We start from the raw sequence: 21,956 nt of genomic DNA, 5'->3' as shown, positions 1-21,956 counted from the left end.
CCGTGACCCCGACAGAAGCCCGCATCGCGCCGCAGCCCGCGCCTCCTATCGCGCCCTCGTCCGATCCGCTGGACGGGTGGCGCGACACGCCGCGTCGGGGGCGGGGCTTCTCGCTGCGGACCCTGATCGTGCTGCGCTGGCTGACCATCGTGGGGCAGAGCGCGGCGGTTCTGACGGCGTCGGTAGGGTTGCATTTTCCGCTGCCGCTGTGGCCCTGCCTGATCGTCATCGCCTTCAGCGCAGCGGTGAACGTGGGGGCCATGGCGCGGGTGCGCAGGCTGGAGGCCAGCCTGCCCGACGGCCGCCAGACGGCGATCCACCTGGGCTTCGACATCTTTCAGCTGGGCGTACTGTTGGCCCTGACCGGGGGTCTGGAAAACCCCTTCTGCCTGCTGCTGGTGGCGCCGGTGACGATCGCGGCGGCCTGCCTGCCGGCGCGGCCCGCCCTGATTCTGGGTCTTCTGGCCCTGGCGGCGGTCGGCCTGCTGTTCTTCTGGTCCGAGCCCCTGCCGTGGCGCGCGCACGAACATTTCCACCTGCCGCTGCTCTATCGGCTGGGCATGGCCATGGCCCTGGTGACGGGGGTGGTCTTCACCGCCGTCTACGCCTGGCGGGTAGCGGCCGACGCCGAGAAGCTGGAGCTGGCCCTGGCCACGACCCAGGACGTGCTGCAGCGCGAACAGAGGCTGGCGGCGCTCGGCGGTCTGGCGGCGGCGGCGGCGCACGAGCTCGGCACGCCGTTGGCGACGATCCAGGTCGTGGCCAAGGAGCTGCAGCGCGCGTCCGCCCCCGACAGCGACGCAGCCGAGGATGCGGCCCTGATCCTGCAACAGGCCGAACGGTGTCGGGGCATACTGGCCCAGCTGTCGCAACAGCCCGAGGGCGACGACGCCCTATACGCCGACGTGGCGCTGAAGGCCCTGCTGGAAGAGGTGGTGGAGCCGCACCGGGGCTTCGACCTGGCGTTCGATGTCCTGGTCAGGACGCCGCCCGGCCAGCCCGCGCCGCGCGTGCGCCGGATGCCCGAGGTGGTGCACGGCCTGTCGGCCCTGGTCGAGAACGCCGCCGACTTCGCCGCCTCCACCGTGCGGGTCCAGGCGGTGGTCGACGCCGGCTGGATCGTGATCGAAATCCTGGATGACGGGCCGGGCTTCGCCGGCGACATTCTGCCCCGCCTGGGAGAGCCCTATGTGACCAGCCGGCCCCAGGGCAAGGCGCGTCAGGCCCTGGCCGCCCAGATCGCGGCGGCCGCCCGTCCGTCCAAGCCGCGCGCCACGGTCGAGCCGCCGATCGCCCCCAGCCAGGGCGGCATGGGCCTGGGCTTCTTCATCGCGCGGACCCTGCTGGAACGCACTGGCGGCGCGGTCAGCGTCGGCCAGGGCCTGGCCCATGCCGAGGGTTCGGCCGAGGCCAGGGGCGCGGGGCGCGGCGCCCGTGTCTCCGTGCGCTGGGCCCGCCCGGCCCTTGAAGTGGCCAGCTGAGCCGTTGGGTCGAAGCGTCGCAGGCGGAACCTTGGCCTTGACGCGGACGCTACCGTTCCCGACCTGAAGACGCAGGAGAGACATCCATGCCCGAACTAGAAGCCCGCATCGCCGCCCTGCCCGATAGGTCCCTGCTGCTGCTGGACGACGACCAGGCGCTGCGCACCCGCATGGGCCGGGCGCTGGAGGCGCGCGGCTTTCAGGTGACGACGGCCGAATCCGTGGCCGAGGCGACCCAGGTTCTGCGCGACAAGGCGCCGGCTTTCGCCGTTCTGGACATGCGGCTGGAGGACGGCAACGGGCTGAAGATCGTCGAGGCGGTGCGCGAAAAGCGCCAGGACGCCCGCATCGTCATGCTGACCGGCTATGGCGCCATCGCCACGGCGGTGGCGGCGGTCAAGGCCGGGGCGGTCGATTATCTGTCCAAGCCCGCCGACGCCGACGACGTGGTCAAGGCCCTCCTGGCGACCGGCGACGCACCCGAGCCGCCCGAAAACCCGATGAGCGCCGACCGGGTCCGCTGGGAGCATATCCAGCGCGTCTATGAGCTTTGCGACCACAACGTCTCTGAGACCGCGCGTCGCCTGGGGATGCACCGCCGCACCCTGCAACGCATCCTGGCCAAACGCGCGCCGCGGTAGGGGCGCGCGGCCATACGGCTGAGCGATCGCCCGGCCCGTCGTTTAAGGGCTCTTCGGCTTCGCTCAGCCTCGGGATGACGGCGCCGGCCGATCTAATCCTCGTCGTCGTCCTCGACGCTGTCGGGAATCTCCGGCGTGACGACGGTGGGGGCGATGGTCTTGATCTCGCCCAGCTTGGCGCCGGGGAAGGCCAGCAGCACCGCCTTGATGAAGGGGTCGGCCTCGACCTGTTCGCGTTCGGCGGCGCGGGCCTTCTTCTGCTGTTCGATCAGGGTTTCGCCGCCGCCCTGGCCGTTGGCGGCGATCAGCCAGGTGCGGCCGGTCCATTCCTTCAACCGGCCCGACAGACGCCGCGCCAGATCGACGGGCGCGCCCTCGACGCTTTCATAGACGATGGCGCCGGGCTTGAAGGAGACGGGTTTGACGAACCGCTCCACATCCATCTGCAGCCCGACTTCGCGCTTCTGACCGATCAGGGCGACGACCTGTTCGAAGCTCTGGGGGTCGGGCAGGGCGGGGGCCGCGACGGGCCGGGCCGCCAACTGGGCCGAGGCGCCCCCGCCCCCGCCCATGCCGCCGCCGCGCGGACCCGCGCCGCCGCCGATCGGTTCGCCGGACTGCAGCCGTTTCAGCGCCTCCTCCGGTCCCGGCAGGTCGGCGGCGTAGGCCAGACGGACCAGGGCCATTTCCACCGCGTCGGCCGGATTGGGCGCGCGCCGCACCTCGTCCAGCGCCTTCAGCAGCATCTGCCAGGTGCGCGACAGGGTGGCGGCGGGAATGGCCGCGCCCAGGGCCGCCAGCTTCTGGGCCTGATCGTTGGGCAGGCGCGTCGCGTTCGGCCCCAGCATCTTGGCCACCGAAGCCGCGTGGCAATGTTCCAACAGATCGTTCGTCACCTGCACCGGATCGGCGCCAAAGCCGTACAGGGTGCGGAAGTTTTCCAGCGCCTCGGGCGTGCGGCCGGCCATGACGCTTTCGAACAGGGCGATGGTCTGGGTCCGGTCGGCCAGGCCCAGCATGTCGCGCACCGTCTCGGTCATGACCGTCTGACCCCGCTCGGCCTGGACCAGGGCCTGGTCCAGCAACGACAGGCCGTCGCGCACCGACCCCTCGGCGGCGCGGGAGATCAGGGCCAGGGCGTCGGCCTCGATCTTCATGCCTTCGCGGTCGGCGATCCGGCCCAGGTGTTCGACCAGGATTTCCGGCTCGACCCGGCGCAGGTCGAACCGCTGGCACCGGCTCAGGATCGTCACCGGCACCTTGCGGATCTCGGTGGTGGCGAAGATGAATTTGGCGTGGGGCGGCGGCTCCTCCAGCGTCTTCAGCAGGGCGTTGAACGCCTGCGTCGACAGCATGTGGACCTCGTCCAGCACATAGACCTTGTAGCGCGCCTCGACCGGCGCATAACGGACGCTTTCCAGGATGTCGCGGATGTCGTTGACGCCGGTGTGCGACGCCGCGTCCATCTCCATCACGTCCATGTGCTGACCGGCCATGATGGCCGCGTCGTGCCGGCCATGGGCGGTCAGAGCCAGGGACGGCTTGTCGATGGCGTCCGTCTCGTTGTTCAGGGCGCGGGCCAACAGGCGGGCGGTGGTCGTCTTGCCGACGCCGCGCACCCCGGTCAGCATGAAGGCGTGGGCGATCCGGCCCGTGGCGAAGGCGTTGGTCAGCGTCCTGACCATCGCCTCCTGCCCGATCAGGTCCTCGAAGGTGCGCGGCCGGTATTTGCGCGCCAGCACCTGATAGGCGGCGTCTTCGGCCCGGGGCTCCGCCTCGACGGGTTCGGATTTGACGGCGACAGGCGCAGCCACGGGTTCGGGCCCAGGAGATGGCGCGCCGAACATGTCGTCGGTGTTCTCGTCGCGTTCGACGACGTCGTCCTCTTCCCAGGGCGGGCCGTCGAGATTCGTGTCGCTGTCCGTCATGGGAGAAAGTCTTACAGCGGGTCAGGAGCGGGAAGAAGCGATTCAATCTTCCTTCTCCCCTCGGCGGAGAAGGAATGGGCGCGTCCAAAAGCGCTCAAGCAGTGAGCCGCCGCGCGGCGAGCGATAGCGCAAAAAAGAAGGAGAGGTAGAGACCGCGACCCGAAGGGGAATTCGTTGTGGCTGCTGCCTTCCGGCCCTGACCAGGTTGGCGAAGCCTTCGCCCGCGATCTCCGAGCGGGGATATGACGGGTGCGGCCGACGGAATCAAGAGCTACAAGGTCGCATGGCCTTTCAGAACACCTTCGCCGGCAATCCGCTCGATCGGGCCGGGGACCTGCGCAACGACCCGGACTGGATCGCCGAACAGGCCGCCAAGCCCTACGCCCAGGCCATGATCCTGTGGGAAGGCCGCCCGCTGATCGAGGAGGGGCCGGACGGGCCGCGTCTGGCCTGGGTGTCGATGCCCCACGCGCGCGACCTGGTGCGCGACCGCGCGCTGTTCATGGGGCTCTGGAAGGACGAGCCGGCCTTCGCCGTCGAGTTCGAAGGCTCCCTCGACCCGGCCGAGGGGCCGGTGCGGGGCCTGGGCGTCTTTCACGAGATGCGGGCGGCGGCGGCGGTCCTGCCGGCCGGCGACGCGGCCATGGCGGGCGGGGCCAAGAGCCTGTTCGACTGGCGGCGGCGTCACGGCTTCTGCGCCAACTGCGGCGGCCTGACCCAGACGGCGTCGGGCGGCTGGAAGCGGGTCTGCCCGGCCTGCGGCGCCGAACATTTCCCCCGCGTCGATCCCGTCACCATCATGCTGCCGGTCTATGAGGGCGGGACCGAGCCGGTTTGCCTTGTGGGGCGACAGGCCGCCTGGCCCGCCGGCCGGATGTCGGCCCTGGCCGGCTTTCTGGAGCCGGGCGAGACGATCGAGGAGGCCTGCGCGCGCGAGGTCAAGGAAGAGGCCGGCCTGACCGTGGTGTCGACCGTCTATCACTCCAGCCAGCCTTGGCCCTTCCCGTCGCAGCTGATGATCGGCCTGATCGCCCAGGTGTCGGACGATCAGGCCCGGCCGGACCAGACCGAGCTGGAGGCCGTCGCCTGGCTGACGCGGGCCGAGGCCAGGGCCGTGATCGCGGGCGACCATACGACCATTCAGGCCCCGCCGCCCTTCGCCATCGCGCACAATCTGATCAAGGCCTGGGCCGAGGCGGGCTGAAGCCCCTTCCCAAGCGGAGGTGCAGCCGCCATCTAGCGGCCATGACCGACACCCTCTCCGCCGCCACCGCCTCGACCGCCGCCGCTTCCGGTAACACGGGGGGCAAGATTCCCGTCACCGTCCTCACCGGCTATCTCGGCGCGGGCAAGACGACCCTGTTGAACCGCATCCTCACCGAGGACCACGGCAAACGGTACGCCGTCATCGTCAACGAGTTCGGCGAGATCGGCATCGACAACGACCTGGTGGTCGGCGCCGACGAGGATGTGTTCGAAATGAACAACGGCTGCGTCTGCTGCACGGTGCGCGGCGACCTGATCCGCGTCGTGGCCGGCCTGATGAAGCGCCAGCGCCCCGGAAAGCCCGCCTTCGACGCCATCATCGTGGAGACGACGGGGCTCGCCGACCCCGGCCCGGTGGCCCAGACCTTCTTCGTGGACGAGGACGTCAAGGCCAAGACCCAGTTGGACAGCGTCACCGCCCTGGTCGACGCCAAACACGTCATGGCCCGTCTGGACGATTCGAAGGAGGCGCGCGAGCAGGTGGCCTTCGCCGACCGAATCATCCTGAACAAGGTGGACCTGGCGACGCCGGAAGAGCTGGACGCCGTGGAGGCCCGCCTGCGCGGCCTGAACCCCCTGGCCCCCATCGTGCGGGCCCAGCGGTCGAACGTGCCGCTGGATCAGGTGCTGGGCCTGGGCGCCTTCGATCTGGACCGGATTCTGGAGGTCAGGCCGGACTGGGTGAACCCGCCGCACGGCGCCAACGGCCATGTGCATGACGATCACTGCGGTCACGATCATGGCCACGACCACCACGACCATGACCACACGCATCACGACCACGATCATCATCATGGGGCTCGCGGCCACGCCCACCAGGACGACATCAGGGGGATTTCCCTGTCGCTGGACCGCCCTCTGGACGGGACGAAGTTCACCGCCTGGCTGGATCGGCTGCTGGGCGAGCAGGGCCAGAACATCCTGCGCGCCAAGGGCATCATCGACGTCAAGGGCGAGGATCGCCGCCTAGTCTTCCAGGCGGTGCACATGATTCTGGAAGGCGACCTGCAACGCGAGTGGGGCGTCGCCGAACGCCGCTGGAGCCGCGCCGTCTTCATCGGCCGCGATCTGGACGAGGCCGAACTGCGTCGCGGTTTCGAAGCCTGCGCGGCCTGAAAAACTTAAAGCTTCAGGCCGGCCTGGCCGGCCAGATCGGCCAGCTTGACCATGGGGCGGGGGCCCCAGTGGGCGATGACCTCGCTGGCGGCCAGCGAGCCCAGCTTGCCGGCCTCTTCCAGCGTCAGGCCGCGCGCCAGGCCCAGAAGGAAGCCGGCGGCGTACTGATCGCCGGCGCCGGTGGTGTCGATCACCTTGTCGACCGGGAAGGCCGCGACGACGACGCGGTCCTGACCCTGGATCACGACTGACCCCTGCTCGCCGCGCGTGACCGCCGCGATATCGACGAGGGCGGCCAGTCTGGCGGCGGCGGCGTCGAAGTCGTCCGTCTCGAACAGGGCGCCCAGTTCGGCTTCGTTGGCCAGGACGATGTCGGCGGACTGGGTGATGAAGTCCAGCAGTTCGGCGCGCCAGCGGGTGACGACAAAGGTGTCCGACAGGGTGATGGCGACCTTGCGCCCGGCCTGGTGCGCTGCGGCGGCGGCGCGTTCGAAGGCGGCGCGGGCCGGCGCCGGGTCGAACAGATAGCCCTCCAGATAGACGATCCGGCTGTCGCCGATCAGGCCCTGGTCGATGTCGTCGGCGTAAAGCTGGTTCGCGGCGCCCAGGAAGGTCGCCATGGTGCGCGCGCCGTCGGGCAGGACATTGATCAGGCAGCGGCCGGTGCCGAAGCCCTGGTCCGCGCCGCCGGTCAGGACCGGGGTGTCGAAATGCACGCCCGCCGCGCGGATGTCATGGGTGAACACCTGGCCCAGCGTATCGTCCGCCACCTTGCCGATATAGGCCGCGCGCCCGCCGAACGAACCGACGCCCGCCACGGTGTTGCCGGCCGAGCCGCCCGACGCCTCCACCCCCGGCGCCATGGCGTCGTACAGGGCGGCGCTGCGTTCGGCGTCGACCAGCTGCATGGAGTTGGGCGCCAGGTCCTGGGCCGTCAGGAAGGCGGCGTCGCAGGGGCTGAGGACATCGACGATGGCGTTGCCGACGGCGCAGACGTCGTATTGGGCGGTGTTCTGGGTCATGGGCGCGCCTTAGCGGTTGCAGACCGGCGCGTCACCCGAAAACCTATAAGGAAGCCCTTATATGTGTCGGCGTGGTGCGATAGGCAGGGCGCATGACCCAGATCGCCGTCCTGACCCCCGACCCCGCCGACAAATCCTACATCGGCCGCTGGCCCGAGGTGCTGGCGCGCCTGAAGGCGACGCTGGAGGGAACGGGGCCAACGGTCACGGCCACCGCCTGGACCGATCATGTCGACGACGCCTCGGGGCTTGGAGCCTACGATCTGATCCTGCCGGTCATCGCCTGGGGCTATCACCGCGATCACGGCCGCTGGCTGACGGCCTGCGAGACCTGGAGCCATGCCGGCCTGCCGGTCGCCAACCCGGCCGAGGTGCTGCGTTGGAACTCCGACAAGACCTATCTGGCGCGGCTGGAGGACAGGGGCGTGCCGATTCCGCCGACGCGCTGGACCGACCGGATCACCCAGGACCAGGTGGACGCCGCCTTCGCCGAGACGGGGGCGCCGGTGCTGATCGTCAAGCCGACCGTCTCGGCCGGGGCCTTCCGCACCCTGCGTCTGACCCCCGGTCAGCGGCTGACGGACGCGCCGGAGGGGGCGGCGATGATCCAGCCCTATCTGCAATCCATCGAGACGGAGGGCGAGACCTCGCTGCTGTTCTTCGGCGGCCGGTTCAGCCACGCGGTCAACAAGCGGCCCGTGCCCGGCGACTTCCGCATCCAGATGCAGTTCGGCGGCCTTTACCGGACCGTGACGCCGGACGCCGAGGCGACGGCCCTGGCCGAGCAGGTGCTGGCGGCCATCGCCGAGCCGCTGCTGTACGCCCGAATCGACATGGCGCGCGACGACGCCGGGCGGTGGGTGCTGATGGAGGCCGAACTGATCGAGCCCGACTTCTATCTGGACCACGATCCGGCGAACGGCGCGGGCTTCGCCGCCGCCGTGGCCGCGCGCCTGAACCTCTAGGCCGCCACGCCCAGCGCGATCAGCCCAGCGCGCTCAGCCCAGCGCGCTCAGGCCCGCGCGCGAGGGGCACAGGTCGGCGATCAGGCACGACAGGCATTTGGGCTTCTTCGCCGTGCAGGTGTAGCGGCCGTGCAGGATCAGCCAGTGGTGGGCCTTGGGCAACCACTCTTCGGGCACGACCTTGAACAGCTGGGCCTCGACCTTGTCGGGCGTTCCGGCGTTGGCCAGACCCAGCCGGTGCGAGACGCGAAAGACGTGGGTGTCCACCGCGATGGCCGCCTCGATCCCCAGTTCGTTCAGCACGACCGACGCGGTCTTGCGCCCCACGCCCGGCAGGGCCTGCAGGTCGGCGCGGTTCAGCGGAACCTGGCCCCCATGCTGTTCCAGCACGATGCGGCTCAGGGCTATGACGTTGCGGGCCTTGCCCCGGTACAGGCCGATGGAGGCGATGTAGGGGATCAGCCCCTCTTCCCCCAGGGCCAGCATCTTCGCCGGCGTGTCGGCGACCGGAAACAGACGGTCGGTCGCCTTGTTGACCGACACATCCGTGGCCTGGGCCGACAGGGCGACGGCGACGACCAGGGTGAAGGGGTTGGAGAAGTTCAGCTCGGTCTTCGGCTCGGGCATGACGCGCGCCAGCCGCTCGAAGATCGCTTCCACCCGATCCTCGTCCGGCGGCCAGCGCAGCACCGGAATCGGCGCGCCGGTCATGACGGCGGGGCGTTTGGCGGCGGTCTTTGGCCGGGTCGGCTTCATGGTCCCGCTGTCGCCGCTGGGGCCGGACGGGTCAAGGGCGCCGCAGCCCCGGTTTTTCTTTCGCGGGTCATTGATTTCTGGACGGCTGAGTCCATTTTAGCGCCGCTACAAAACGCCGCACCCTCCCCCGGAACGCCCCATGTCGCCTCAACTCAAGAAACGCCTGCCGCTGTTCGCCGCGGTCCTGGTCGGTCTCGCCCTGATCGCCGGGGGGATCGTCTGGTGGCTGAACGGTCAGCGGTGGGAGAACACCGACAACGCCTTCGTCCAGGCCGACACCACCCTGGTCAGCCCCCAGCTGTCGGGTCGGGTGGTCGAGGTGCTGGTCGGCGACAATCAGCGGGTCGAGGCCGGCCAGGTCCTGGTTCGCCTGGACGATTCCGACCAGAAGGCCCAACTGGCCCAGGCCGAGGCCAATCTGGCCGCCGCCCTCGCCGCCGTGGGCCATGTCGACGCCCAGGCCGATCAGGAGCAGGCCGCCATCGCCGCCCGCGCCGCCGCCGTAAGCCAGGCGCGCGCCCAGGCGGGCCTGGCCCAGGCCGAGGTCGACCGTTACGGCAAGCTGGCGCAGCAGGGCTGGGTCTCGCAGCAACGCATCCAGACCGAGCGCGCCTCGGCCGCCACCGCCGCCGCCGGCGTGGATCAGGCCCAGGCGGCCCTGGTCGCCGAACAGCGCACGGCCGGCGTCCTGGGCTCGACCCGCCAGCAGAGCGTGGCCGCCGTCGAACAGGCCCAGGCCCTGGTCGATCAGGCCCGCATCGCCCTGGAACGCACCGTGATCCGCGCGCCTGTCGCCGGCGTCGTCGGCGCCCGCAGCGTGCGCGCCGGCCAGTTCGTCAACGCCGGCACGCAGCTGCTGTCCATCGTGCCGCTGAGCCACACCTATATCGTCGCCAATTTCAAGGAGACGCAGCTGGCCAGGGTGCGGCTGGGTCAGAAGGTTGAGATTTCGGCCGACGCCTTCCCCGGCCGCAAGATCGAGGGTCGGATCGACAGCTTTTCCCCGGCCACGGGGGCCGAGTTCGCCCTGATCCCGGTCGAGAACGCCACCGGCAACTTCACCAAGATCACCCAGCGGGTGCCCGTCCGCATCGTTCTCGGCGGGGCCGACCGGGGCCTGGTGCTGCGGCCCGGCCTGTCGGTGGACGTCAAGGTCGATCTGAAGAGCCCGGGCGGCCAGAGCTTCGCCGAGGCGGTCGGGACGGTCGCGGCCGCCCAGGCCGGCGGCGCAGGCGCGGCTCAAGGGGCGCCCCGCCCGTGACCGACGCCGCCCCCGCCGCTTCCGGCGGGGCCCCTTCCGCCGCCAGGGCCCCCGTCGCCGGCCAGCCTGAGATCAACTGGACCATGCTGCTGCTGGGCTTCGCCGGCATGGTGGTGGGCCAGTTCATGGCCATTCTGGATATCCAGATCGTCGCCGCCTCCCTGCCGCAGATCCAGGCCGGGGTCGGCGCCTCGGCCGACGAGATCAGCTGGATCCAGACCGCCTATCTGATCCCCGAGGTGGTGATGATCCCCCTGTCGGGCTTCCTGTCGCGGCTGTGGGGCACCCAGCGGCTGTTTCTGGCGTCGTGCGCCGGTTTCGTGCTGATGAGCGTGGCGACCGGCCTGTCGACCTCCATCGACACCATGATCCTGTTTCGGGCCATTCAGGGCTTCGTCGGCGGGGCCATGATCCCGACCGTCTTCGCCGTGGCCTTCACCGCCTTTCCGCCCGAGCGGCGGGTGACGGCCAGCGTGGTCATGGGACTGATCGTCACCCTGGCGCCCACCGTGGGTCCGACCCTGGGCGGGCATCTGACCGAATGGCTGAGCTGGCGCTGGCTGTTCTTCATCAACGTCGGACCCGGACTGATCGTCCTGTTCCTGGTCGGCCGCTACGGGAATTTCGACAAGGGCGATCCATCCCTGGCCAAGGGGTTCGACTGGTGGGGCCTGGGCCTGATGGCGATCTTCCTGATGTCGATGCAATTCGTGCTGGAAGAGGGCGCCAAGAACGACTGGTTCGACGACAATCTGATCCTGATACTGACTGTCGTGGCGGCCGTCGCCGGGCCGGTCTTCGTCTGGCGGTCCCTCAGCTACCGCCAGCCGATCGTGGAGTTGCGGGCCTTCGGCAATCGCAACTTCCTGGTCGGTTTCATCATGACCTTCACCGTCGGCTTCGCCCTGTTCGGCGGCACCTTCCTGTTGCCGCTGTTCCTGGGACGGGTGCTGCAATATTCCTCGTCGGAAGTGGGCACGACCATGGTGGTGTCGGGCCTGGCCATGTTCGCCACCGGCCCCTTCGCCGGGCGGCTGGTGCGCAAGCTGGACGCGCGTGTGCTGATGTTCGGCGGCTTCATGATGTGCGCCTGGGGCATGTGGGAGGCGCGGGTCGTTACGGACAACTGGGGCTTCTGGGAGTTCGCCTCGGTCCAGGCTTTCCGCGGCGTCGGCGTCATGCTGGCCATGATCGCGTCGCAGCAGGTGACGATGGCGACCCTGCCGCCGCACATGATCAAGAACGCTTCGGGCCTGGTGAACCTGTCCCGGAACGTCGGCGGCGCCTTCGGCCTGGCGATCCTGAACACCAGCCTGACGTCCAACACCGCCCTGCACATGGCCGAACTGACCAGCGCCATCGGCCAGGGCGACCAGGCCATGCGCGGCATGCTGGCCGGCATGGCCCAGCGTTTCTCCGGCGCCATCGACCCGACCGCCTCGGCCTTGAAGGCGGTCTATGGCCTGTTGCAGAAGCAGGCGACCACCCTGGCCTTCGGAGACGCCTTCGCCCTGCTGGCGATCATGTGCGCGGGCGCGGCCTTCGTGACCCTTCTGGCCCAGCCCGTGAAGGCCCAGGCAGGCGCGCCGCCGTCGGACGCCCACTGATGGCGCGCCGGCAGGGCCAGATCGACGAACGCAAGCGCCAGGCGGTGCTGGACGCCGCCGGCACCCTGTTCGCGGACAAGGGGATGGCGGTGTCGATGGAGGAGATCGCCCGCGTCGCCGGGGTGGCGAAACAGACCCTCTACAACCGCTTCGCCTCAAAGGCCGAGATCGCCCGCGCCCTGGCCAACCAGCGGGCGGACGCCATCGTCGCGCCCCTGAAGGAAGCTGGCGAACCGGCCCAGGTGCTGGAGGCCCTGGCCCTCAGCCTGCTGGAGCGGATCTGCCATCCCGACAAGACCAGTTCGATACGAGGGGTGGTGCTGATGTCGGCGGAGGCCCCCGACATCGCCCAAGCGGTCTATGAGGGCGGGCCGCTGCGCAGTCTGAACCTTCTGTCGGCCTGGCTGGCGGATCAGACCCGCGCCGGACGGTTGGACGTGGCCGATCCCGACGACGCGGCCGAGATGTTCACCGGCATGGTGCTGGGCCACGGCCATCTGCGCGCCATGCTGAACGCCCCGCAACTGGACGCGGCGCGTCGCGCCCGCCGCGCCCGCAACGCCGCGCGTCTGTTCCTGGCCGCCTATGGCCCCAAGGTTTCTGTCGCTTCGACGGCGGCTTCCAGCGCATAGTCGGTCGTCGCCGCCACAGGTCTCCGCGAGAATGCACCCATGCTGATCCACCTTTCCGCCTGGCCCGAGATCGAGGCGCGTCTGGCCGCCGACACGCCGCTGGCCAGGACGGTGGTGGGTGCCCATCGGCTCCAACGAGCAGCACGGGCCGACGGGGCTTCTGGGCACCGACTGGATGTGCCCGGAGATCATCGCCCACGCCGCCGAGCGGGCGGACGAGGCCCTGACGGTCGCCCCGACCTTCAACATCGGCATGGCCCAGCATCACCTGGCCTTCGCCGGCACCATCTCCCTGCGTCCCTCGACCTTCATGAGCGCCATCACCGACTGGGTCTCGTCGCTGAGCCGGCACGGGTTCGAGCGGATCTACTTCCTGAACGGCCACGGCGGGAACGTCGCCACCATCGAGGCGACCTTCGCCGAGATCTACGCCGAATGGAGCTTCCGTGGCGGCCCCCTCAGGCAGCACGACGCCGCGCAACGTGCGCTAGAGCAGGAGAACGCGCCGCCCTTCGTGCTGAAGCTGCGGAACTGGTGGGACCTGCCGGGCGTGACGGGCCTGTGCAACAGCCTGTTCCCGACGGGCCACGGCATGCACGCCACCCCGTCCGAGATCGCCGTGACCCAGGCGGCCTATCCCGACCACCTGAAGTCTGCGCCGTACAGCCCGCAGATCGCGCCGAACGGGCCGATCCGCGACGCCCTGGACTATCGCGCGCGCTTCCCCGACGGGCGGATCGGCTCGGACCCGGCCCAGGCCAGTCCCGAGAAGGGCCGGCGGATCATCGACGCCGCAGCGCCGGCCCTGCTGCGCGACGTGGCCGGCTTCGCCGCCGAGGTCCGGCCCTGACCCGCCGGCGCGATCCCGCCGTCGTCGGCGCCGAACTGTTGGCCGCCTCGGCCGAGGTGATCGCCGCGCGCACCACCCGCATGGCGCTGGACCTGACCAACCCCCAGGGTCAGGATCTGGTCGAACTGTCCCTGATGGGCACGGAGAAGGCCGAGGCGGCGGCGGCCTCGGCGGCCGCCCTGGCGGCCAGCGCGGGCGTCATCGGCCGGCGGCTGGGCCAGGCGGCGCTGGACGAAGGGGCCAAGGCCCTGGATGCGGCGGAGGCGATGATGACGGCGGGCGACGCCGCGACGGCGGCCGAGGTCCAGCTGCGCTACATGGCCGGCTGGTGGGGCCGGGCGGCGGGTCAGGCCCTGGCCCTCAACGCGGCCCTGATGAAGGCCCAGGCCGAGGCCGTGGCCCCCATCCACAGGACGGCGACGGCCAACGCCCGGCGGCTGCGTAAACAGTCCTAGAGCAGCGCCTTCAGCCGATAGAGCGCCTCCAGCGCCTCGCGCGGGGTCAGGTCGTCGGGATCGACGTCGCGGAACGCCAGTTCCAGAGGCGAGGGGCCGCGCACGGGTTCCGGCTCGGCGACGGCGAACAGGGGCAGGTCGTCCAGGCGGGCGGCGGCGGCCTTTTCGCCTTCCAGACGCTCCAGCACCGAACGGGCGCGGGCGACCACGGATGTCGGCACGCCCGCCAGCTTGGCCACCTGCACGCCATAGGAGCGGTCGGCCGCGCCGGGCGCCGCCTCGTGCAGGAAGACCAGATCGCCGTTCCACTCCTTGGCCACCATCGACAGGTTGCAGACGTGGTCCAGCCGCGTCTCCAACTGGGCCAGTTCGTGATAGTGGGTGGCGAACAGGGTGCGGGCGCGATTGGTCTCGTGCAGGGCCTCGGCCGTGGCCCAGGCGATTGCCAGACCGTCGTAGGTGGCGGTGCCGCGCCCGATCTCGTCCAGCACGACGAAGCTCTTGGGCGTGGCCTGGGTCAGGATGGCGGCCGTCTCGACCATCTCCATCATGAAGGTGGAGCGGCCGCGCGCCAGGTCGTCGCCTGCGCCGACGCGGCTGAACAGCCGGTCCACCACGCCCAGCCGCATCGCGCGGGCAGGCACGAAGGCGCCGGCCTGGGCCAGAATGACCAGAAGCGCGTTCTGGCGCAGGAAGGTCGATTTACCCGCCATGTTCGGGCCGGTGACGATGGCGAGGCGCGATCCGTCCTGGCCCGACCCGTCCAGCCGGGCGTTGTTCGGAGTGTAGGGCGCGCCTTGCGCCTTGACCGCCGCCTCGACGACGGGATGGCGGCCGGCCTCGACGCAGAAGGTCAGGGTGTCGTCCACGGCGGGGCGGACGGCGCCGACCTCCTGCGCCCATTCGGCGAGGGCGGCGTGGGCGTCCAGTTCGGCCAGGGCTTCGGCGACCGCCTGAAGCGGCTGGGCCAGGGCTGCGACCTCGCGCCGCCAGGTCTCGAAGGTCTCGGCCTCGATGGCCAGGGCCCGGTGGCCGGCCTGGCTGATCTTGGCGTCCAGTTCCGACAGTTCGACGGTAGTGAAGCGGACCTGATTGGCGAGTGTCTGGCGGTGAATGAAGGGGCTGTCGGGTCCGGCGCGGAGTAAGGATTCGGCGGCCTTGGCGCTGGTTTCGAGGAAATAACCGAGGACGGCGTTGTGCTTGATCTTGAACGGCACGCCGGACTCGGCGACGGCGCGGGCTTCCAGATCGGCGACGACGCGGCGGCTGTCGTCGCGCAGGGTGCGGGCGGCATCCAGTTCGGGGCGATAGTCGGGGCGCACGAAGCCGCCGTCGCGGGCCAGGTGCGACGGCTCGTCCACCAGGCCGTCGATCAGGTCGGCCTTCAGCCGCGAGACGTCGGGCGAAAGGGTCAGGCGGTCCAGCGCCAGGGCGATGCGGCGCGGCTGGCCGGTCAGAGGATCGACCTGACCGACGAACAGACCGGCGACGCCCTCGGCGATCGACAGGCCGGTGCGCACGGCCGCCAGGTCGCGCGGGCCGCCCCGACCCAGCGCCAGTCGTCCGACGGCGCGGGCGATGTCCGACGACGCCTTCAGCGCCTCGCGCAGATCGCGACGCAGGTCGCGGCGCTCCAAGAGCCATTCGACGGCATCGAGCTGTTCGTTGATGGAGAGCGGATCGCGCAGGGGCCGGGCGATGCGTTCGGCCAGGGCGCGGGCCCCGCCCGAGGTCACGGTGCGGTCGATGCAGGCCAGAAGCGAGCCTTCCCGCTCGCCGCGCTGGGTGCGGTCGATCTCAAGACTGGCGCGGGTCGCCGGGTCGATGGCCAAAAAGCCGCTTTCGCCCAGACGGCGGGGCGGGGCCAGGGCGGGAACCTTGCCCGCCTGGGTGGTCTCCAGATAGGCGGCGATCAGGCCAAGCGCAGAGACCTCGGCTTCCTCGAAGGTGCCGAAACCGTCGAGCGCCGAGACGCCGTACAGCCGTTCGACGCGGGCGCGGGCGGCCTGGGGTTCCGCGATGGCGCCGGCGAGCGCCTGGACCACACCGCCCGAGCCATCCAGCGCATCGCGGGTCGCCTCGTCCGAATACATCCGGTCGGTGACGAGGACTTCGGACGGGCGGAAGGCGGCCAGGGCCGCGCCCAAATCCTCGATGGCGCAGGCGACGCTGTCGACCGCGCCGGACGACAGTTCCACCACGGCGACGGCGGCCCGACCCTTTCGCACCGCGACCGCCGCCAGCCGGTTGGCGCCGCGCGCGTCCAGCAGGCTGTCCTCGGTCAGGGTGCCGGGGGTGACGACCCGGACCACGCCGCGCTGGACCACCGCCTTGCCGCCGCGCTTCTTGGCCTCGGCGGGGTCTTCCAGCTGTTCGCAGATGGCGACCTTGTGGCCGATGCGGATCAGCCGGGCCAGATAGCCCTCCATCGCATGGACCGGCACCCCGGCCATGGGGATGTCCTCGCCCTGATGCTTGCCGCGCTTGGTCAGGGTGATGCCCAGCGCGGCCGCCGCGACCTCGGCGTCCTTGAAGAACAGCTCGTAGAAATCGCCCATGCGGAAGAAGAGGATGGCGTCCGGCTGGCCCGCCTTGGCCGTCAGATATTGCGCCATGAACGGCGTCGCGCCCTCCAGCGAGGCGGCGATTTCGGGGGGATGGGAGACGGGCGCGTTCATGTGGCGCGGAAAGTGACGGAAGCCGCTTCCAGGCTCAAGCAATTTGCTGGCGTGTCGGCGCCTGCCTGTCTAGCTTTGCTTTGACCCCTCAAGGTGAAGGAAGATCGGCAATGACCGAAGCCCGCCCGATCCGAAAGCTGACCAAAGCGCTGCGGATCACTTTGGCGATCAATATCGTCGCCAGCGCTGGTTGCGCCTTGGGCTATGGTCTCCACGCCGCCGTCGCGTCCCGCTACGATCCAGGAGCTTATGTAGGATCGTTCGATCTTCTAGAAGGGGCGCAGGTCGCCGATCTTCTGTTGATGTGTTCAGGGTTGGCGCTGTTGCCTGTCGGGCTGGTCGCCGGATTTCTTGCCCTGAAATGGAGCTATCGCTCAAACGCCAATGCTCACGTCTTTTCGCGGGGATTGGAGAATACGCCGCAATGGGCGATCTGGTGGTGGTTCATTCCCTTCGCCGCTCTTTTCAAGCCTTTCGCCGTCATCAGCGAGGTCTGGCGTGCGGCGTTGCAACCGGATCGCTGGAAGCCGCTGAAGGACCCGGTCCGCCTGAGATGGTGGTGGGCGGCGCACCTGCTCACGAGCGCCTTGGCGATCGCTGGGTCGGCGATGGAGCGATCGGCCGCGACTGCGAGTCAGGTAGTAATCACCGACATCGTCTCGGCGGCTGGAATGTTGGCTCAAGTGATTTCGACGCTGCTTTATCTGAGCGTGATCGGCCGTATAGAGCCGTTGCAGACCGCCCTGATCGCGCAGGGTCGTCGTCGCCCGGAAGCCACAAACACGCCGTCATGGGCGCCGTGAAACGGCAAGGCTCTTGTCCGGGAAGCTGGCCCCTGCGATAGGCCGCGTCAGGCGGTTTAGGGAACACGGTGTGACGCCGTGGCTGTGCCCGCAACTGTAGGCGGCGAGAGCGTCGTCCGTCCGGGGTCAGACGACCTCGGCGCCACTGGGTGACTGGGAAGGCGAGGACGGCGGTTTACGACCCGCAAGCCAGGAGACCTGGCCGCCAACGTCGCTCGTCGCTGTCCGGGACCAGGCAGGGGCGCGGGGACTCTTCTCGTCGCAGCGACCCGACCTTGCGCCGCCCGGACCCTTGAGGTCCGGCGGGTCGGTTCGCTCATGACGGTCTCTCGCGCGCATTCGCGGGACCGGAAACGGGGATCTCGCTCAAATGAAGCGTTCCATTCTTCTTTCGACGGCGTCTATCGCCGCCGCCTTCGCCGCGCCCGCCTTCGCCGCCCCCGCCGATTCTGGCGACGCGACCCAGCTAGACGAAGTCGTCGTCACCGCCACCCGCCTGCCGGCCATCGTCGCCGACACGCCCGGCGCCCGCGTCATCGACGGCAAGACCATCGAACAGCGCGGCGCAATCTTCGCCGCCGACATCCTGGCCGACGTGCCGGGCCTGTCGGTGACGCGCACCGGCGCCTTTGGGGGTGTCGCCCAGGTGCGGATGCGCGGCGCCGGGCCGGGCAAGACCCTGGTTCTGGTGGACGGCGCGCCGGTCAACGATGCGGCCGAGCCGAACGGCGCCTATGACTTCTCCAGTTTCGAACTAGCGGACATCGAGCGCATCGAGGTCCTCAGCGGCCCGCAGTCGTCGCTGTGGGGTTCGGACGCCATCGGCGGCGTGATCGCCTTCACGACCCGGGAGATCGACGGCCTGCGCGCCGAGGCCGAGGCCGGGAGCTTCTCGACCGTGCGGGGCCGGGTGTCGGCGGGCGTCGCCAACGACACCTACGCCTTCAACGCCTATGTTTCGCGCTTCCAGACCGACGGGATTTCGGCCGCGGACAAGGCGAACGGCAATCCGGAGGCCGACGGTTTCCGCAGCACGACCCTGGGCGCCAAGGGCCGCTACGCCCTGTCCGATGCGGTCAAGGTCGACGGCGCCGTGCGCTGGAACAAGTCCAAGGCCGACATCGACGGCTTCCCGGCGCCGACCTACGCCCTGGCCGACACCAATGACACCCAGAACAGCGAGCAGTGGTCCGGCTATGGCCGGGTGACGGCCCAGGCGTTCGGCCTGAACCATCAGTTCAGCGTCTCGGCCTCGGACCTGGACCGCACCTCCTACAGCGGCGGCTTCGGCTCGACCTTCAGCGGCGACCGTCAGGCCTATCGCTGGCAGGCGGACGGCAAGACGCAGGACGTGGATTACGCCTTCGGCGTCGAGCGCAACGAGGCCTCGGCGGCTCTGTCGTCGGGCCGGTCGCGCGACCTGTCGATCACCTCGGTGTTCGGCGTGGCCAAATACGACGTCGGCGCGCTGAACCTGACCGGCGGCCTGCGTTACGACGACACCGACCACTTCGGCTCCAAGACGACGGGGCGGGTGTCGGCGGCCTATGCCCTGTCCGGCGGCTTCATCCTTTCGGGCGCCTATGGCACGGGCTTCAAGGCGCCGACGGTCAGCCAGGCGGTCTGCGACTACTGCTATGCGCCGCTGCCCTGGCCCGAGCTGAAGCCGGAAACGGCCGACAGCGTCGAAGTGGCCCTGGGCTGGGCCTCGGCCGACGGCCGCTTCGACGGCCGCGCGACCCTGTATCGCCTGAACGTGGAGGACCAGATCACCTATTCGGCCGGCCGCTACATCAATGTGGCCAAGACGCGGTCGGACGGGTTCGAGCTGGAAGGCCGCGCTCTCTTGGGCGGCGGTTTCGACCTGACCCTGGCCTATGCCTGGACCGACGCCGAGGATCGCACGACGGGCGCGCGCCTGCTGCGCGTGCCCGAGCATGCCGGTTCGGCGACCCTGGGCTGGACGGGGGATCGCCTGTCCGGCGCCCTGACGGTTCGCGCGGAAGGCGATCAGGACGATTCCGGCGGCTTCTCCACCGTGGTCCGCAAGGGCTTCGTCACGGCCAATCTGAACGCCGCCTATGCGCTGACGGATTCCGTCACCCTGACGGCGCGGATCGAGAACCTGGCCGACGAACACTATCAGCAGGTGTTCGGTTACGGCGAGCCGGGCCGGTCCGGCTACGTCGGCATCAAGCTGCGCTACTGATCCGGGCGCGGGCGCCGGCGGTCAGGGCCGCCGGCGCCTCCAGCGCCAGGGACGCCCAGTCCAGGTCCGGGCAGGGGGCGTGGGCGGCGGCCAGGATCGCGCGCAGTTCGGCGGCCGAGGCGACGCTGGCCACCACCTTGTCCACGCCCTTCAGCGAAAGCGCATAGCCCAGGGCCGCCTGCATGGGGTCGCACCGCCGTTCCGCCAGACGCCGACGGGTGCGCGACAGGGCCTGGGCGTGGTCGGCCAGTTCGGGCGGCAGATCCTCTCCGCCCGCGAACAGGACGCCGCCGGCGAAAACGGACGACAGATGAACCGCCGCGCCGGCTTCGGCGATGGCTTCCAGAACCCCGTCCTGGGCGGCGCGCTGATCCAGAAGGCTGCACGGCACCTGGACCACGTCCGCCTCCAGCCGCCGGGCCAGAAGCGCCGGGCCGTCCTCGACGGCGGCGCAGAAACCGATGGCGCGGAACAGCCCCCTGTCCTTCAGGCTGCGCAGCCGGTCCCACAGGGCGCGGCCCTCGGCGCCCGCCAGTTCGGCGGCGTTCGAGACCAGAAGCGCCTCGCCGCGCGGCAGACCCATCCGTTCCAGGGATCGACGCGCCCGCGCCTCGATCCGGTCCAGCCCCTCGCTCAGCGGCACGGTGCGAACCGTGACCTGGAAGGGGGAGGGGAAGGGCCAGGCCTGGCCCAGGAGACGTTCGCCGTCGCCTTCGGGCCGGGTCGCGATCAGGCGAACCCCGGCGTCGGCCCCCGTCTGCAGCAGGAACCGCATCGCCTCCTCTCGCGCGCCAGCGGGCGCGGCCATGAAGGGATTGGGCGCGCGCTCGGGCTGCGTCACCACGGCCAGGGCCAGGCGATGGGTGGGCGAGGACGCCGAGGGTGTGGCGGGGGAATGCGGCACGGGCCCACCATGCGCGCACAATGCTTAAGGGACGCTGAGCGAGACCTTACGCGAACCTTACTTATACACCGTCGGTATGCGTCAGATGTCGGCGTCCGGCTGTCGGTCGGGATGGGCGTCGGCGAAGGCGGGGCGGGCCAGCGCGCGCGTCTCGATGGCGGTCAGGCCGGCCCAGGCGCCCGTGTCGACATTGAACCGCCGCGCCGAATAAAGCTGTGGAATCAAATAGCAATCCGCCAGGGTGGGGGCGTCGCCGAAGCAGAACCCCCCGCCGTCGCGCGCGACCAGGGCCTCCAGGGCGTCGAAGCCCGGCGTGATCCAGCGCGCGGCCCAGGCGTCGATGGTCGCCTGATCCGCGCCGAATTCCTTTCTCAGGGCGCCGAGCACCCGCAGATTGTTCAACGGATGAATGTCGCAGCCGACGACGGCGGCCATCGCGCGAACATGGGCGCGGTCGGCGGCGCCGGCCGGCAGCAGGGGCGGCTCGGGGTGGGCTTCTTCCAGCCATTCCAGGATGGCCGGGCTCTGGATCAGCACGGCGTCGCCGACCTGAAGCGCCGGCACCATCCCTTGCGGATTCAGGGCCACATAGTCGGCCGCCTTCTGCGCGCCCTTCCTCAGGTCGCGGGCGGCCAGGTCGTAGCCTAGCCCCTTCAGGTTCAGGGCGATCCGCACCCGGTAGCTGGCGCCCGAGCGCCAATAGCCATGCAGGATCATCAGACCACCTCGAACGACAGGGGCGCCAGGCCCTCTATGGTCACGTCCACCCGGTCGCCGCGCACCACCGGCCCGACGCCCGACGGGGTGCCGGTGAAGATCAGGTCCCCGGCCCGAAGGGTCCACAGCCGCGCCGCCGCCTCGACGATCCGCAGCGGGTTCAGGATCATGTCGTCCAGCGTCCCCGACTGTTTCGTCTCGCCGTTCACAGTCAGACTGATGGCCCCCGCCGGCGCCGGCAGCGCGCCCAGGGTCAGGGCGCCGCAGGGCGCGGACTGATCGAACCCCTTGGCGGCGTCCCAGGGGCGTCCGGTCTTCTTGGCCTCGGCCTGGAGGTCGCGTCGCGTCAGGTCGCATCCCGCCGCCCAGCCCACGATGACGCCCCCCTCGCCAATGGCCGCGACCAGTTCGGCCTCGTAATGCAGGCTCTCGGTGGCCGAGGGATAGGCGGGGTTGCGGCCGTCGCTGACCACGGCGTCGGCGGGCTTGCAGAAGAAGAAGGGCGTCTGCTTGTCAGGGTCCGAGCCCATCTCGCGCGCATGGGCGGCGTAGTTCTGGCCGACGCACAGGATACGGCGGACGGGAAAGCGTCGGTCGTCGCCGACGATGGGCAGGGACGGGGTCGCGGGGGGCGCAAACAGCCATTGGATCATGGCGCGCAAACT

General features: G+C 70.0%; 18 protein-coding genes, 1 other RNA gene, 1 pseudogene and 1 riboswitch. Of the genes and pseudogenes, 12 read left to right on the top strand and 8 right to left on the bottom strand.

What is annotated here, in order from left to right:
* The first annotated feature begins 2 nt into the window (after nucleotides 1-2).
* Entirely contained in the window at nucleotides 3-1,481 is a 1,479-nt protein-coding gene (locus QE389_RS08935) for an ActS/PrrB/RegB family redox-sensitive histidine kinase (RefSeq protein WP_307366483.1), read from the top strand.
* An 86-nt stretch (nucleotides 1,482-1,567) separates the two neighbouring features.
* Complete coding sequence (locus QE389_RS08930; RefSeq protein WP_307366480.1) at nucleotides 1,568-2,122, top strand: ActR/PrrA/RegA family redox response regulator transcription factor; 555 nt, start codon at nucleotides 1,568-1,570, stop codon at nucleotides 2,120-2,122.
* A gap of 92 nt (nucleotides 2,123-2,214) precedes the next feature.
* Here the strand turns inward: QE389_RS08930 and QE389_RS08925 are convergent, their stop codons facing one another.
* Both QE389_RS08925 and ffs read right to left on the bottom strand, forming a co-directional pair.
* A complete protein-coding gene (locus QE389_RS08925; RefSeq protein WP_307366479.1) occupies nucleotides 2,215-4,050 on the bottom strand; it encodes a DNA polymerase III subunit gamma/tau in 1,836 nt (611 codons plus the stop codon).
* 141 nt (nucleotides 4,051-4,191) lie between these two features.
* Nucleotides 4,192-4,285, bottom strand: an RNA gene (gene ffs / locus QE389_RS08920) — signal recognition particle sRNA small type.
* Nucleotides 4,286-4,333: 48 nt separating this feature from the next.
* Between ffs and nudC the strand changes: the two genes are divergently transcribed.
* Nucleotides 4,334-5,254 carry an NAD(+) diphosphatase gene (gene nudC, locus QE389_RS08915; protein ID WP_307366477.1) on the top strand — a complete coding sequence of 307 codons (921 nt, stop codon included), beginning with the start codon at nucleotides 4,334-4,336 and terminating at the stop codon, nucleotides 5,252-5,254.
* A gap of 41 nt (nucleotides 5,255-5,295) precedes the next feature.
* Nucleotides 5,296-6,432, top strand: a complete 1,137-nt coding sequence (locus QE389_RS08910) for a GTP-binding protein (protein ID WP_307366475.1) — start codon at nucleotides 5,296-5,298, stop codon at nucleotides 6,430-6,432.
* A 5-nt stretch (nucleotides 6,433-6,437) separates the two neighbouring features.
* Here the strand turns inward: QE389_RS08910 and QE389_RS08905 are convergent, their stop codons facing one another.
* A complete protein-coding gene (locus QE389_RS08905; protein ID WP_307366473.1) occupies nucleotides 6,438-7,454 on the bottom strand; it encodes an adenosine kinase in 1,017 nt (338 codons plus the stop codon).
* A gap of 92 nt (nucleotides 7,455-7,546) precedes the next feature.
* On the opposite strand from QE389_RS08905, the gene QE389_RS08900 reads away from it, so the two are divergent.
* Nucleotides 7,547-8,419, top strand: a complete 873-nt coding sequence (locus QE389_RS08900; RefSeq protein WP_307366471.1) for a RimK family alpha-L-glutamate ligase — start codon at nucleotides 7,547-7,549, stop codon at nucleotides 8,417-8,419.
* 33 nt (nucleotides 8,420-8,452) lie between these two features.
* Here QE389_RS08900 and nth read toward each other — a convergent pair whose 3' ends face one another.
* The gene (gene nth, locus QE389_RS08895; protein ID WP_373458304.1) at nucleotides 8,453-9,175 is read right to left on the bottom strand and encodes an endonuclease III; all 723 of its coding nucleotides are present in this window, start codon (nucleotides 9,173-9,175) and stop codon (nucleotides 8,453-8,455) included.
* Between the two features lie 139 nt (nucleotides 9,176-9,314).
* On the opposite strand from nth, the gene QE389_RS08890 reads away from it, so the two are divergent.
* The 5 genes and pseudogenes from QE389_RS08890 (at nucleotide 9,315) to QE389_RS08870 (ending at nucleotide 13,980) form a co-directional block, all read left to right on the top strand.
* A complete protein-coding gene (locus QE389_RS08890; RefSeq protein ID WP_307366469.1) occupies nucleotides 9,315-10,436 on the top strand; it encodes an HlyD family secretion protein in 1,122 nt (373 codons plus the stop codon).
* Nucleotides 10,433-12,043, top strand: a complete 1,611-nt coding sequence (locus tag QE389_RS08885; RefSeq protein WP_307366467.1) for a DHA2 family efflux MFS transporter permease subunit — start codon at nucleotides 10,433-10,435, stop codon at nucleotides 12,041-12,043. Before QE389_RS08890 ends, QE389_RS08885 begins: the two co-directional genes overlap by 4 nt.
* Nucleotides 12,043-12,675, top strand: coding sequence for a TetR/AcrR family transcriptional regulator (locus tag QE389_RS08880; protein WP_307366465.1), 633 nt, complete (start codon nucleotides 12,043-12,045; stop codon nucleotides 12,673-12,675). Before QE389_RS08885 ends, QE389_RS08880 begins: the two co-directional genes overlap by 1 nt.
* A gap of 39 nt (nucleotides 12,676-12,714) precedes the next feature.
* Nucleotides 12,715-13,525, top strand: a pseudogene (locus tag QE389_RS08875) (creatininase family protein).
* 38 nt (nucleotides 13,526-13,563) lie between these two features.
* Nucleotides 13,564-13,980: a phasin gene (locus QE389_RS08870; protein ID WP_307366463.1), complete on the top strand. Its 417-nt coding sequence runs from the start codon at nucleotides 13,564-13,566 to the stop codon at nucleotides 13,978-13,980.
* On the opposite strand, the gene mutS is transcribed toward QE389_RS08870, so the two are convergent.
* Nucleotides 13,977-16,658, bottom strand: a complete 2,682-nt coding sequence (gene mutS / locus QE389_RS08865) for a DNA mismatch repair protein MutS (protein WP_307366461.1) — start codon at nucleotides 16,656-16,658, stop codon at nucleotides 13,977-13,979. The genes QE389_RS08870 and mutS overlap by 4 nt on opposite strands.
* A gap of 110 nt (nucleotides 16,659-16,768) precedes the next feature.
* Here mutS and QE389_RS08860 point away from each other — a divergent pair, with 110 nt between their 5' ends.
* Entirely contained in the window at nucleotides 16,769-17,461 is a 693-nt protein-coding gene (locus tag QE389_RS08860; RefSeq protein ID WP_307366459.1) for a DUF4328 domain-containing protein, read from the top strand.
* A 57-nt stretch (nucleotides 17,462-17,518) separates the two neighbouring features.
* Nucleotides 17,519-17,661, top strand: a riboswitch (cobalamin riboswitch).
* A gap of 170 nt (nucleotides 17,662-17,831) precedes the next feature.
* On the top strand, nucleotides 17,832-19,670 hold the full coding sequence (locus tag QE389_RS08855) for a TonB-dependent siderophore receptor (RefSeq protein ID WP_307366456.1): 1,839 nt from the start codon (nucleotides 17,832-17,834) through the stop codon (nucleotides 19,668-19,670).
* Here the strand turns inward: QE389_RS08855 and QE389_RS08850 are convergent.
* From QE389_RS08850 to QE389_RS08840, 3 genes are all read right to left on the bottom strand, one after another.
* Complete coding sequence (locus tag QE389_RS08850) at nucleotides 19,654-20,574, bottom strand: aldo/keto reductase (protein WP_307366454.1); 921 nt, start codon at nucleotides 20,572-20,574, stop codon at nucleotides 19,654-19,656. The genes QE389_RS08855 and QE389_RS08850 overlap by 17 nt on opposite strands.
* 81 nt (nucleotides 20,575-20,655) lie before the next feature.
* A complete protein-coding gene (gene maiA / locus QE389_RS08845; RefSeq protein WP_307366452.1) occupies nucleotides 20,656-21,291 on the bottom strand; it encodes a maleylacetoacetate isomerase in 636 nt (211 codons plus the stop codon).
* A complete protein-coding gene (locus QE389_RS08840; RefSeq protein ID WP_307368996.1) occupies nucleotides 21,291-21,944 on the bottom strand; it encodes a fumarylacetoacetate hydrolase family protein in 654 nt (217 codons plus the stop codon). Before QE389_RS08840 ends, maiA begins: the two co-directional genes overlap by 1 nt.
* Nucleotides 21,945-21,956: the final 12 nt, after the last annotated feature.

Source organism: Brevundimonas sp. SORGH_AS_0993, assembly GCF_030818545.1.
In the GTDB taxonomy this organism is placed as follows: domain Bacteria; phylum Pseudomonadota; class Alphaproteobacteria; order Caulobacterales; family Caulobacteraceae; genus Brevundimonas.
This window is presented reverse-complemented; position numbering and strand designations above follow the sequence as displayed.